Annotated in this window: 11 protein-coding genes; 6 read left to right on the top strand and 5 right to left on the bottom strand. The window is 68.3% G+C overall.

Features of this window, described 5'->3' with window-relative positions; translation table 11 throughout:
* Positions 1-198: 198 nt before the first annotated feature.
* Positions 199-948 (bottom strand): ABC transporter permease, encoded by a 750-nt coding sequence (locus ACFW3F_RS11240; RefSeq protein ID WP_388057229.1) that lies wholly within the window; start codon positions 946-948, stop codon positions 199-201.
* 62 nt (positions 949-1,010) lie between these two features.
* Positions 1,011-1,751, bottom strand: coding sequence for a 3'(2'),5'-bisphosphate nucleotidase CysQ (locus ACFW3F_RS11235; protein ID WP_388057227.1), 741 nt, complete (start codon positions 1,749-1,751; stop codon positions 1,011-1,013).
* Positions 1,752-1,776: 25 nt separating this feature from the next.
* Here ACFW3F_RS11235 and ACFW3F_RS11230 point away from each other — a divergent pair, with 25 nt between their 5' ends.
* The 4 genes from ACFW3F_RS11230 to ACFW3F_RS11215 all read left to right on the top strand — a co-directional run bounded on the left by ACFW3F_RS11230 (position 1,777) and on the right by ACFW3F_RS11215 (position 4,626).
* Positions 1,777-2,667: a DNA-formamidopyrimidine glycosylase family protein gene (locus tag ACFW3F_RS11230; protein ID WP_388057225.1), complete on the top strand. Its 891-nt coding sequence runs from the start codon at positions 1,777-1,779 to the stop codon at positions 2,665-2,667.
* A gap of 53 nt (positions 2,668-2,720) precedes the next feature.
* Positions 2,721-3,464 (top strand): SDR family oxidoreductase, encoded by a 744-nt coding sequence (locus tag ACFW3F_RS11225; protein ID WP_388057223.1) that lies wholly within the window; start codon positions 2,721-2,723, stop codon positions 3,462-3,464.
* A gap of 81 nt (positions 3,465-3,545) precedes the next feature.
* Positions 3,546-4,073, top strand: a complete 528-nt coding sequence (locus ACFW3F_RS11220; protein ID WP_388057221.1) for a hypothetical protein — start codon at positions 3,546-3,548, stop codon at positions 4,071-4,073.
* Between the two features lie 19 nt (positions 4,074-4,092).
* Positions 4,093-4,626, top strand: coding sequence for a hypothetical protein (locus tag ACFW3F_RS11215; protein WP_388057219.1), 534 nt, complete (start codon positions 4,093-4,095; stop codon positions 4,624-4,626).
* Position 4,627: 1 nt separating this feature from the next.
* On the opposite strand, the gene pgi is transcribed toward ACFW3F_RS11215, so the two are convergent.
* Positions 4,628-6,325: a glucose-6-phosphate isomerase gene (gene pgi / locus ACFW3F_RS11210; protein ID WP_388057217.1), complete on the bottom strand. Its 1,698-nt coding sequence runs from the start codon at positions 6,323-6,325 to the stop codon at positions 4,628-4,630.
* 102 nt (positions 6,326-6,427) lie between these two features.
* Positions 6,428-6,787, bottom strand: coding sequence for a chorismate mutase (locus ACFW3F_RS11205; protein WP_388057216.1), 360 nt, complete (start codon positions 6,785-6,787; stop codon positions 6,428-6,430).
* 98 nt (positions 6,788-6,885) lie between these two features.
* Between ACFW3F_RS11205 and ACFW3F_RS11200 the strand changes: the two genes are divergently transcribed.
* The gene (locus tag ACFW3F_RS11200) at positions 6,886-8,724 is read left to right on the top strand and encodes a hypothetical protein (protein ID WP_388057215.1); all 1,839 of its coding nucleotides are present in this window, start codon (positions 6,886-6,888) and stop codon (positions 8,722-8,724) included.
* A 5-nt stretch (positions 8,725-8,729) separates the two neighbouring features.
* Here the strand turns inward: ACFW3F_RS11200 and ACFW3F_RS11195 are convergent, their stop codons facing one another.
* Positions 8,730-10,286, bottom strand: coding sequence for a hypothetical protein (locus ACFW3F_RS11195; protein ID WP_388057213.1), 1,557 nt, complete (start codon positions 10,284-10,286; stop codon positions 8,730-8,732).
* 218 nt (positions 10,287-10,504) lie between these two features.
* Between ACFW3F_RS11195 and ACFW3F_RS11190 the strand changes: the two genes are divergently transcribed.
* Positions 10,505-13,012 (top strand): UvrD-helicase domain-containing protein, encoded by a 2,508-nt coding sequence (locus ACFW3F_RS11190; protein ID WP_388057211.1) that lies wholly within the window; start codon positions 10,505-10,507, stop codon positions 13,010-13,012.
* Positions 13,013-13,085: the final 73 nt, after the last annotated feature.

The raw sequence follows: 13,085 nt of genomic DNA, 5'->3' as shown, positions 1-13,085 counted from the left end.
GTCTCACCAGGCCCTTCGAGGCTCGTCGACCTCGACGCGCTCCTTCGTCGCTTGCTCGGCCCGGCGGCTTGCGCTCCTCGCACCTCAGGGAGCAAGACGGTGGTCGCTATCGCTCCTCGCACCTCAGGGAGCCCACCCGCTCCCTGAGGAGCGAGCTTGCGAGCGTCACGAAGGGTCCCGGTCAGATGCGCCGCCAGATCACAGGCGTTCCCGCGCAACCAGTTCCACCGTGACGAGCATCGCGATGGAACTCACCGCAAGCAGGGCGATCAGGACGAACAACTGCATGGCCGCAGCCGCCCACACCGAGGCACCGCCGAGGACCATGCCGACGAAAGCGCCGGGAATCGTCACGAGTCCCACCGACCGGGTCTGATCGAGGCCGGGCACCAGAGCGGTGGCCGAGGCAGGGCCGGCGATCTCCATCCGCGCGTCCCGAGGGTCGAAGCCCAGCGACAGCGCGGCCTCCACCTCGCCGCGACGCACCTTCAACTCGTCGTGCGCCCGACGGCCGGCGAGCGACGTGGTGATCATGGCGCCGCCGAGCATGATCCCGGCAGTGGGGATCACGGCGATGCCGCGACCGGGGAGCACCCCGGCGACGACGAGCGCGGTCACGATCACGATCGTCGGCGCCGCCACCGGTCCGACGCACCAGGCGATTCCGGCGAGGCCGGGCCCGTCGGGCCGGACACGTCGGGCCGACGTCCACGACGCCGCCGACGCCATCGCCGCGACGAACAGCGCCGACCCCCACAGGTGGGGAACCACCGCGGCGAGGACAGCAGCCAGCACCGCGAGTTGCACGGCTGCACGGAGCGTGGCGACGACCGTCTCCCAGGCCAGTCCGCTCCGGCGGTTCACCATCACCGCGATCGCGGCCAGCAGGACGATGACCACCACGAGAGCGGGGCCGATGCGCACCACCGCGTCGCCGATTCCGTTCACCGGTCCAGTTCACCAGGGCCGGGTGCGCACCGACAGCGGTATGCTCCCGGCCCGGCCCGGTGTCACCAGATCTGCTGCAGGGCCGCGAGCATCTCCTCGCGGATCTCGCTGCGGCAGATGACGAAGTCCGGCATGTACGGGTGCCGGTTGTTGTACACGATCTCCGACCCGTCGAGGCGACTGCAGTGCAGGCCGGCTGCCAGCGCAACCCCGACAGGTGCCGCGTTGTCCCATTCGTACTGGCCGCCGGCGTGGACGTAGGCATCGGCGTCGCCGCGGACGACGGCCATCGCCTTCGCCCCGGCCGAGCCGACCGGCACCATCTGCAGGCCCAGTCGGTTGGCGACATAACTGGCCTCGTACGACCCGCCCCAGCGCGAGGTGACGAGACGGCGCGTCAGTGCGCCGCCCGGTTGCGCGACGGTGTCCGAACGGAACAGCTCGCCCGTCGCGGGCAACGACACCGACGCCTCGGTGACGACCCCGCGCTCGGTCAGGGCCACGTGCACCGCCCAGTCTGCCGACCCGGCCGCGAATTCCCTTGTGCCGTCCAGGGGATCGATGATCCACACGCGTGCCGCAGTGGCCCGGTCGCCGACGTCGGCGGCCTCCTCGGACAATACGGCGTCGCGGGGGCGGTGTTTTCGCAGCACCGTCGAGATCCACGCCTGCGCAAGCGCATCGCCGACATCGCCGAGCATTGCTCCGCCGAGCAGGTCACCGGAACGGATTCCGAGGAGTACTTCACCGGCTCCCTGCGCGATCCGGGCAGCCAGTTCGGCGTCGGAAAGTCGGGAGTTCATCCCACAACTAGAGCACACTGGACGCATGCCTGAGCTTCCAGAGGTGGCCGCCATCGCCGATTACGTCGACGGCCGTGCGGCCGGACTCCCGATCCGTCGGGTCGACGTCGCGTCGTTGTCGGTGCTCAAGACCGCCGACCCGCCCTACACGGCGCTGATGGACCGGATCGTCGAATCCGTCGGACGCGTCGGGAAGTACCTGGTCTTCCGTACCATTCCCGGTTCGGCCGCCACCGCGTCGGAACCGTTGCTGCAGCTGGTCATCCATCTGTCGCGGGCGGGGTGGGTGCGGTGGAGTGAGGACCTGTCGCCCAAACCCCTGCGTCCGGGCGGGAAGAGTCCGATCGCCCTGCGCGTGCACTGCGGATTGCCCGGCGAGGGCTTCGACGTCACCGAGGCCGGGACGCAGAAACGACTCGCCGTCTGGCTGGTCCGCGATCTCACCGAGGTCGAGCGGATCGCGGGTCTGGGACCCGACGCGCTCGAACTGACGACCGAACAGTTCGCGGAGATCCTCGCCGGGACGACCGGCCGGATCAAGAACGTGCTCACCGACCAGCACACGATCGCCGGGATCGGCAACGCGTACTCCGACGAGATCCTGCACACCGCGCGCCTGTCGCCGTTCGCGTCGTCGAAGACGCTGAAACCCGAGCAGGTCGCCACACTCTATGACGCCATGCGCGGTGTGCTCACCGACGCGACGGGCCGCCTGGAAGGGCAGGCGGTGGCGCGGCTCAAGTCGGAGAAACGCACCGGTCTGCGCGTGCACGCCCGTACCGGGCTGCCGTGCCCGGTGTGTGGGGACATCGTGCGCGAGGTGTCCTTCGCCGATCGGTCCTTCCAGTACTGCGCCACGTGTCAGACGGGCGGGAAGGTGCTGGCTGATCGTCGTATGTCACGGTTGCTGAAGTAGGCCGTCGACGCCGGGCGGGGAATCTGAACCTACCGGCCGGTAGCCTTGGTGTCGTGACGACACGGCAGAAGATTCTCATCACCGGGGCCAGCTCGGGACTCGGGGAGGGCATGGCCCGACGGTTCGCGGCGCAGGGACGGTCGCTCGCGCTAGCGGCTCGCCGCCGCGAGAAGCTCGACGCGCTGGCCGATGAACTGCGACCTGCCGCCGAACACGTCGAGGTCGCGACGCTCGACGTCACCGATGTCGAGGCAGTTCCCGAGGTCTTCCGGCGACTGGCCGACGGTCTGGGCGGCCTCGACCGGGTCATCGTCAACGCCGGACTCGGCAAGGGGGCTCCCCTCGGCACCGGCAAGGCCGCGGCGAACATCGAGACCGTGCAGACCAACCTCGTGGGCGCCCTGGCCCAGGCCGAGGCGGCGCTCGAGATCTTCCGTGCGCAGAATGCCGGTCATCTGGTGCTGATCAGTTCCATCTCGGGTGTCCGCGGTATGCCGAAAGCGCAGGCCGCGTACTCGGCGTCGAAAGCCGGACTGACGGCCCTGGGTCAGGGGCTGCAGGCCGAGTTCGCCTCGTCGCCGATCACGGTGTCGGTGGTGGCGCCGGGCTACATCGAGACCGACATCAACCGGGGAGTCAAGACCTCGCTGATGGTCGAGACGGACAAGGGCGTCGATGCCCTGGTCAAGGCGATCGAGGCGGAGAAGGACTGGGCCCCGGTGCCCGCGTGGCCGTGGACGCCCATCGCGGCGGCCCTGAAATTCCTGCCTGCGTCGGTCAGTCGGCGGCTCGTCTGACCAGTACCACTCGCGGAGTGGAACTCATTCACGCAGTGGACATCTCACGCACGGTCGGCCGGAATGGCCTAGCGTGACGGGATGCTGCGCAACCCGTGGCGGCTCTGGTTGGCCGGAGTCGCCGTCGTCCTCGGACTCGCCGGGCTGCTCGGCTGCGGGCCGACGGCGCCGACCGATCGGGTCCCGGCCACCTCGCCGAACTCGTCATCGCCTCCACCGCCGACGAAGGTTCTGACGACCGGTCCGCGCCGCGACCTCGAACCGGTCGCGGCGCGTTTTCCGGCTCTGGCCGACGCGACCGTCGACGGCTGGGCGGCCGGCACCATCGGGACCGCCTCTACCGGCCGCATTCCCGGGCCGAGCACCTACTGGTTCGACGCCGTCATGAACGCCGGTACCGAGCAGGTGGCCGAGTGGGCGCAGGAATACCAGGCGAAGCCCGTCTCGCAACCCCAGTCGCCGGCCGGCGAATTGCGCGGTTTCGTCCCGTCCGGCCGGCTGCTCGGCGGCCCGGAACTCGACCGGGCCTTCTCGTCTGCCCAGTGGCGGGCGACGGTCTACCTGTCCCCGGAGTCGGGGCGCGTGGTCGTCCTCGGTATCGACGACTGACCTGCGTAAGGTGACCGTCGTGGCGAACAAGCAGGGACAAGTGGTGGCATCGGGCGCGTTTCAGGTCTTCGGCGCCCGGCGGCGGGAGCAGGTCGGCGAATTGCTCGGCGAGATCTTCGGTCGCTCGGACATCGCGGCGCTGGGCTCGGACTGGCGGGGCATCGTCTACTTCACCCTCGACGACGACGAGACGACCTCCGCCGACACGGTTCTCGGCTTCGATCCGTCCAGCGGGACATCGGGCGAACTGGCCACCCTCGACGATGTTCTCGAGGCCGTCCGCACCGGGGATGTCGCCGAGGCCGTCGACGTGGCGAGCTTCGACGCCTGGCGCGAGGCGACGGGCACCCGCGCGCTGGACATGGGTGGCTGCGTCCCACCCAGCCTGTACGAGTTCCTCGGCGGCGATCCCGCCGAACGTGACGTGGAGCCAACCGATCTCGTCACCTACGTGGCGACCGCGGCCGCGATCATGGGCCGCATCCAATCACTGGGCGTGGAGCCCGGCGACGAGATTCCCCACGAGGTCTTCGACGAGGAGTACTGGAAGTAGGTCAGACAGCGCGTCCCCGCCGCTCCCGGTACCACGCCACGAGGGCATCGGTCGACGAATCATCATGAGTGTGAGGCGCTTCCGGCTGGATGATGGTGCCCAGCAGCTCCTTGGCCTGGGTCTTGCCCAGTTCGACGCCCCACTGGTCGAACGGGTTGATGCCCCAGATGGCACCTTCGACGAAGACCTGGTGTTCGTAGAGCGCCACGAGCTGGCCGATGACCGACGGGGTGAGCTGCGGAGCGAGGATCGAGGTGGTCGGACGGTTGCCGGGCATCACCTTGTGGGCCACCACCTGTGGCGGCACGCCCTCGGCGGCGATCTCGTCGGCGGTCTTGCCGAAGGCGAGCACCTTGGTCTGTGCGAAGTAGTTGCTCATCAGCAGGTCGTGCATGGACCCCGACCCGTCCGGGTCAGTCGGTAGGTCGTCGGTCGGTTCGGCGAAACCGATGAAGTCGGCCGGCACCATCCGCGTACCTTGATGCAGCAGTTGATAGAAGGCATGCTGACCGTTGGTTCCCGGCTCGCCCCAGAAGATCTCGCCGGTGTCGGTGGTGACGTGATGGCCACTCGCGGTGACCGACTTGCCGTTCGACTCCATCGTCAGCTGCTGCAGGTAGGCGGCGAAGCGGGCCATGTCGTTGCTGTAGGGGAGAACCGCGCGGGTGCCGACGTCCCAGAAGTTGTTGTACCAGAGGCCGATCAGTCCGAGGATGACCGGAGCGTTGTGCTCCAGCGGCTGCGTGCGGAAGTGCTCGTCGACGAGGTGGAAGCCGTCGAGGAACTCGGCGAAGCGCTCTTTGCCGATCGCCGCCATCACCGACAGCCCGATCGCGGAGTCCACCGAGTAGCGGCCGCCGACCCAGTCCCAGAAGCCGAACATGTTGTCGGTGTCGATGCCGAACCCGGCGACTTCGGCGGCATTGGTGCTGACGGCGACGAAATGCTTTGCCACAGCGTCGGAGTCGGCGTCGAGGGCCTGCAGGAGCCAGGTGCGCGCGGCGGCGGCGTTGGTCAGCGTCTCGAGGGTGGTGAAGGTCTTCGACGCGATGATGAACAGCGTCGTCTCGGCGTCGAGGTCAGCGAGTGTCCCGACCATGTCCGCGGGATCGACGTTGGAGACGAAGTGACATCGGATCCCGGCGTCGACGTAGTGGCGCAGTGCCTGATAGACCATGACCGGTCCGAGATCGGACCCGCCGATGCCGATGTTGACGACATCGGTGATGGGTTTTCCGGTGTGGCCCTTCCACTCCCCACTGCGCAGGCGGTCGGTGAACCGGCCCATCCGGGTCAGGACCTCGTGCACGTCGGTGACGACGTCCTGGCCGTCGACGGTCAGCTTCGCATCGGCCGGCAGCCGGAGCGCGGTGTGCAGGACCGCGCGGTCCTCGGAGGTGTTGATGTGGGTCCCGGCGAACATGTCGTCCCGGATCTCCTCGAGACCCACCTCGCGCGCGAGGCTCATGAGCAATTCGAGCGTCTCGCGCAGAACACGGTGCTTCGAGTAGTCGATGTGCAGGTCACCGACGTCGACGGTGAGTTCGCGGCCGCGCGCGGGATCTATCGCGAACACCTCACGCAGGTGCATCGCGTACACGTGGGGCTGATGAGCCGCGAGCGCCTGCCAGGACTGCGTCGCGGTGATGTCGCCATGATCGGTGCCGGTGAAGTCGCTGCCAGAGGCCGGGGTGCTCATGACCCCTAACCCTATGTGCTCGGCGTCGAGGCCGCGACGGTCGTCACATGCGGCCGGGAAGTGTCACCGGGCCACCACACCGGCGAGACGGTCGGCGACAGCTCAGCGGCCCAGCGGTCCACGGCCCAGGCGCAGCAGCAGCATCGCGAGGGTGTGCCCCTCCTGGCCGAGGTCCTGGAAGCGCTCGAGCACCTTGACCTCCCGACTGTGGACCAGGCGGGGGCCGCCGGAGGCCATCCGCGCGACGCCGATCTTCTTCGACACCGCCGATCTGCGCTTGATCGCCGCGAGGATCACCGCGTCGAGCCGGTCGATCTCGAGTCGCAGCTGATCGATGTCATCGGGCAGGTCGCCGACCTCGGACGTGAGCTGGTATTTCTCGAGGTCGATCGAGTGCTCGAAGGACGTGCCGCCGGACGGGCGGGGGTCCTGAGCGCCGGGGCTGGGGCTGCGATCGGTCACGCGCCCGATTTTGCCACGACGTCCGGTCACGACCCGCACGCGGCCGAGTCACCCGACCCGACCACGACGCTGCTCGCCGCCCATGGAAACTGGAGCGCATGCCCAATGCGCGGATGGTGTCCCTCGTCGCCCTGTTCCTGATCGTGGGCCAGCTGATCATCCGGGGCTGGCTCGTCGCGACCGGCAACTTCTACTGGGACGATCTGGTTCTCGTCGCACGCGCGTCGTCGAACCCGATCCTGTCCTGGGAGTATCTGGGACACAGCCACGACGGCCACTTCATGCCCGCAGCCTTCCTGCTCGCCGGGATCGCCACATGGCTGGCGCCGCTGAACTGGGCGGTGCCTGCGGTGATGCTGGTGGTGCTGCAGGCCCTCGCATCGGTGGCGGTGTGGCGGATGGTGCGGATCATCGCGCCGCGCGCCCGTGTCGGTGCGCTCGTCGCGTTGGCCTTCTACCTGTTCAGTCCGATGACGGTGCCCGCCTTCGCCTGGTGGGCCGCGGGTCTCAACACCCTCCCCATGCAGGCGGCGATGGCCTGGATCGTCGCCGACGCCGTGCGTCTCGGTCGCGGCGACGTCGACGATGCCGGGCGTCGACTGGTGTGGATCCGGTCGACGATCATCTTCGTGATCGCACTGGCGTTCTTCGAGAAGTCACTGTTCATCCTGCCGGTGGCGCTCGTCGCGGCGATCCTCGCGAACGGTGGTCCGCGCGCGACGATGTCGACGCTGCGGACGGCCCGCGAGCTGTGGATCGCACTGAGCGTCACCACCGCGCTGTGGGTGGCGGTGTACTTCGTCACCACGGACCCCACGTCTGGTGAGCACTCGGTGACGCAGACCGCGCGCCTGGTCTGGAGGTCGGTGACCGACGCCATCGTGCCGTCGCTCGTCGGCGGCCCGTGGGAGTGGGAACGGTGGACGCCGAGTCCGCCGACGGGCTTCCCACAGATGTGGATGATCGTCGGCGGCTGGCTGGTCCTGGCCGCGGTGACGTGGTGGGCGGTGGCCCGCAGACGTGGCGGCGCGGTGATCGTCGCGTGCGCGGCGATCTACGCCGTCGCGGCTCAGATCCCCGTGATGTGGAATCGGTCGAGCCCGCAGACCGCGCTCGAACTCGCTCAGCACATGCGCTACCTCCCGGACACGGCGCTCGTGTTCACGATCGCGGTGGCCCTCCTGTGTGCGGCGCCGTCCCGGAAGGCCGACGTGGGTGGTCGACACGCTCGGACGTCCGACGCCGAGACCGGCGACGACGAGGAGCGGCCGGCTCTGCCTGCCCTCGCGTCCGTCGTGGGCGCGCTGGTGGTGGTCTCCGCGCTGGTGTCGCTGGTCTCGTTCTCGTCGTCGTGGCGTGACAACCCGACCGGCGACTATCTGGAGACCGCGACCGCGTCACTGCATGCCGCCGCAACGCAGGGCCCCGACGGCCAGGTCCTGCTCGATCAGTCCGTGCCGTTGGAGATCCTGCAACCGTTCGTCTACCCCGACAACCAGGTCAGCCGGATCTTCGGACGGGTGGCTCCCCGGCCCGACTTCGGCGAGGCGACCGACCGGCTGTTCGTCCTCGACACCGCGGGGAACCTCGTGCCCGGAGGCGTGACCCAACGACGCAACATCCTCGCGGGCGACGGCACCTGCCGTACGCCGGAGGTCGCCGGACCCACCCGACTGCGACTCGACGGCCCGCTCTTCTCGTGGCCCTGGACGATCGCGCTGAGTTACTGCGCGACACGAGACGGCGAGATCGAGATCGCGCTCGAGGACGGGGATGCGGTGCGGGCGCCGGTCCGGGCGGGATTAGGGTCGGTGTATGTCCGGATCGACGGTGGCGGCGACCATGTCGAGGTCCGTCCCCTGACGCCGGGACTGCGACTGCACACCGGCACCGGCCGGGTGGGGGAAGCCGCCGAGGCGCGCTTCGCCGGCGGCTGAGTCCTCTAGTCGTAGTGGAAGGCCGAGATGTTGTCGCTCTGGTTCTCCGCAGCGATCAGGGTGCGGAGCGCCCTGGCGGTCTCCTCTTCGGCGACGAAGTAGACGACCTTGGCGTCGCCGGCCGCGTCGACCTGCTGTGCCATCTGCTCGCGGAGCACCCGGGTGCCCTCCCAGGACGGATCGAAGGCGCCGCCGACGATGTGCTCTTGATACCCCTCACCGAAGGTGATGTGCATGTTGCCGTCGGTGCCGATGCCGTCGAAGACGTAATCGCCGCGCTTGATCGCGTAGTAACTCGGCAGTCCGGTCACGCCGGCGCCGAACCTCGCCTGCGCCGGTTCTTTGTTCCCGGTGCGGACATAGACGATCTCGGTGTTGGTCTGCTTCTCGTTGTTGTCGATGAGATCGTTCAGCTCGGTCTCGGTGGAGTCGATGAACGCGAGATAGGTGAAGCTGTACCGCGACGCGATGTTGGTGTTCGGCGGAAGGTTCGTGGCCGCGCACCGGGTGGTGCCGTTCCGTCCGAAGTCGACCCGCAGGACCACCTTGCACTCGCCGCCGAGTGCACCCGGCGGGCGGTTACCGACTGCGAAGTTAAGCGTCAGGCCGTAGTTGAAGTGGCCGCGGACGTCGTCGCTGTACGGGCTGCCCTGCACGGTGTAGTCGAAGGCGCACGTCGCGGTCGTGCACGCACCGGTCTGGCGTGAGGACACCACCGGCTGCTTCATCCACAGTCCGGGAGCGGGCACCGACACCAGGTCGGAGACGAGCGCACGCTGGTTGGCGAACACCTTCTGCGCCTGATCGGCCGGCTGCAGGCTGACCGCCGCGTCGATGTCGTAGGTGACCGGGCCCTGCACGCTCTGGCCCTTGACGTTGGTCACGTTCTTCGTCTCCGGGTCGAACGTGACCTCCCACGTCCCGATCTTCACCTTGTCGTCCCCGATGAACTCGATGGGCGGGTCGGTGGTCGGCCAGTGGCGGGCGTCGGGTGTGCCCTTGTTGGGTGTCGGCAGCTCGGCGCCGAGCTGCGGTGCGTCACCGGCCTCTATGTTGCCGATGTCGCCGGCCAGGTTGTCCGGGCCGAGGATCGTGCCCAGGCGCGGCATGCTGGTGAATCGGGTCGAGGCCCACTTGTTGTCCAGGGGCGCGGCGTCGAGGTTGGTCTTCTCGGCGTCGACGAGGAGTTCGGTCCACAGGGCGCCGGGCGCGCTGATGAACGGGCTGTTGCCGATCTGGCGGTATTCGCCCTGCTGCGAGCCGAGCGTGATCGTGCCCTCGGCGGTGTTCGACGTGGTGACGATCAGGTCGTCGAACTCGACCGTGCCCTCGCCGCGCTCGTCGTCGTACTTGTAGGTGACCTTGCCGGTGAATTTGGCCGCCGGGCTGGTCGCCATCTTGAACAGCACCTCGTCGAGGCTCTTCTGCGCGCGGAAGGCCGGCGTGGGCTCGACGGTGCCCGCGCTGCTGAACGGCACGAACGACAGGACGAGCGCGATGACGAGAGCCAGTGCCCCGACACCCAGGACGATGGCGGCGGGGACAACGGACGGTCTCTTCATGGCGCCTCTTCCTGCTCGCCGGGGCGTCGTCGCCGTGTGCGAAGGCGTTCGCAGACAGGGCACCCCGAGCCGGTGATACCGCGTCATATTAGCCGCGGGGCACGGCGATCGGGGCCTCAACCCACGGTGTCGGTCGATTGTTCGGTGGACCGCGCGCCGCGGCGCAGCGGACCGGCGAACGGGGGTCTGTCGGCGGTGGCGGGTAGCCTGGACAACCGATGAACAGCTCTTCTTCTGCCCCTCTTCTCGCCGGTCGCGCGGGCGCCGTTCCCTCGGGTGCGGCCGCCGACGACCGGGTCGCGCGCCTGCTCGAAGGACTCAACCCGCAACAGCGGGCCGCGGTGCTGCACGCCGGCGCACCGTTGCTGATCGTGGCGGGCGCCGGTTCGGGGAAGACGGCCGTCCTGACCCGCCGGATCGCCTACCTGCTGGCCGCGCGAGACGTCACCCCCGGCCAGATCCTGGCGATCACCTTCACCAACAAGGCCGCCGCGGAGATGCGCGAACGCGTCATCGATCTCGTCGGCCCGCGCGCCGCCTACATGTGGGTCTCGACGTTCCACTCCACGTGCGTGCGCATCCTCCGGGCGCAGTCGGGGTTGCTGGAGTCGATGAACTCCAACTTCTCCATCTACGACGCCGACGACTCGAAGCGGCTGTTCGGCATGGTCATCCGCGACCTCGACCTCGACCCCAAGAAGTTCAGCCCGCGCGGGGTGTCGGTGGCGGTGTCGAACTTCAAGAACGAGCTGATCTCGCCCGACGAAGCGCTGGCCTCGGCACCCGAGGACGACCCGACGTCGACGACGATCGCTCGGATCTACGCCGAGTACCAGCGCCGCCTGCGGGCCGCGAACGCCTTCGACTTCGACGACCTGATCGGCGAGACCGTGGCGCTGCTGCACCGGCACCCCCAGGTCGCCGAGTACTACCGGCGCCGGTTCCGTCACGTCCTGGTCGACGAGTACCAGGACACGAACCACGCGCAGTACGTGCTCATCCGCGAACTGGTGGGGGAGCAGACCACCGCGGGCGGGCTGGAGCCCTCCGAACTGTGTGTCGTCGGCGATGCCGACCAGTCCATCTACGCCTTCCGTGGCGCCACGATCCGCAACATCGAGGAGTTCGAGCGCGACTTCCCGTCCGCGGAAACCGTTCTGCTCGAACAGAACTACCGATCGACGCAGACGATCCTGTCGGCAGCCAACGCCGTCATCGCACGCAACTCGAACCGGCGCGAGAAGCGACTGTGGACCGACTCCGGCGACGGCGAACTCATCGTCGGCTACGTCGCCGATTCCGATCGCGACGAGTCGACGTTCATCGCCAAGGAGATCGAAGAACTCACCGACTACTCGATCGGCGGTTCCTCGAGCCACAAGTACTCCGACGTCGCGGTGTTCTACCGCACCAACACCGGTTCGCGTGCGATCGAGGAGGTGTTCGTCCGGCACGGGATTCCCTACAAGGTCGTCGGCGGCACCAAGTTCTACGAGCGCAAGGAGGTACGGGATGTGGTCGCGTACCTGCGGGTGGTCGCCAACCCCGACGACTCGGTCGGCCTGCGCCGCATCCTCAACACCCCTCGGCGGGGCATCGGCGATCGCGCGGAAGCCTGTGTCGCCGTGCATTCGGAGAACACCGGCCGGAGCTTCTATGAGTCGCTGATCGACGCCGCCGAGGGCAAGGTCGCCCTGTTGAACACGCGGGCGGTCAAGCAGATCGGCGGTTTCGTCGAGCTCATCGAGGGATTGCGCACCGACTTCCTCACGCACTTCGGCGAGTCCGACACCGATGACGCCGACGTCGCCTACCTCGACGCCACCGAGGAGTCGGCCGACATCGGCGAACTCGTCGACGCGATCGTCGAGCGTACCGGCTACCGTGCCGAGCTCGAGGCCTCCAGCGATCCGCAGGACGGCGCGCGCCTCGACAACATCAACGAGCTGGTGGCCGTGGCAAGGGAATTCAGCGCCGACGCCGCCCAGGTCGATGTCGACGCCGACGATCCGGACACCGACGAGGTGGATCGTGAGGGTGAGCCCGAACCCGGTTCGCTCGCAGCGTTTCTCGAGCGCGTCTCGCTGGTCGCCGACGCCGACCAGGTGCCGGACGAAGGCGAGGGTGTGGTCACGATGATGACCCTGCACACCGCCAAGGGTCTGGAGTTCCCGGTGGTCTTCGTGACCGGTTGGGAGGACGGGCATTTCCCGCACATGCGTGCGCTGGGTGATCCGGCCGAGTTGAGTGAGGAACGACGCCTGGCCTACGTCGGCATCACCCGTGCCAAGCAGCGGTTGTACCTCACCCGATCGGTTACCCGGGCCTCGTGGGGGCAGCCGGTGTCGAATCCGGAATCCCGCTTCCTGCAGGAGATTCCGCAGCACCTCATCGACTGGCGACGCACGGAACCCCGGCGCTCCGCGCGCGGCTTCGGCGGATCATCAGGCGGCGTGTTCGGCCGCGACGGAGGGTTCTCGGCTTCGGGTGGCTCATCGTCGATGGGCCGCGGCCGCTCGTCGTACTCCTCGGATCCGGCGCGCGGACGCAACAAGCAGGTCCAACTCGACATCGGTGATCGGCACAACCATCCCAAGTACGGGATGGGCAAGGTCGTGGCCAAGGAGGGTAGCGGCGCCACCGAACGCGTGACGATCGACTACGGCGGCAGCGCGGGGCGCGTCACGCTTCTCACTGCCGGAGGAATTCCCGGGGACAAACTCTAGGGGAGAGGCGCCGGTACTCCGTCTGGAGCAGAGAAGCGCTACTTCAGGTCGTTCGCGCTGGTCACAAATAGCG

Source organism: Gordonia sp. NPDC058843 (genome assembly GCF_042743165.1).
In the GTDB taxonomy this organism is placed as follows: Bacteria; Actinomycetota; Actinomycetes; order Mycobacteriales; family Mycobacteriaceae; genus Gordonia.
The sequence above is the reverse complement of the archived record's forward strand: the minus strand, read 5'-3'. Positions and strand labels throughout refer to the sequence as shown.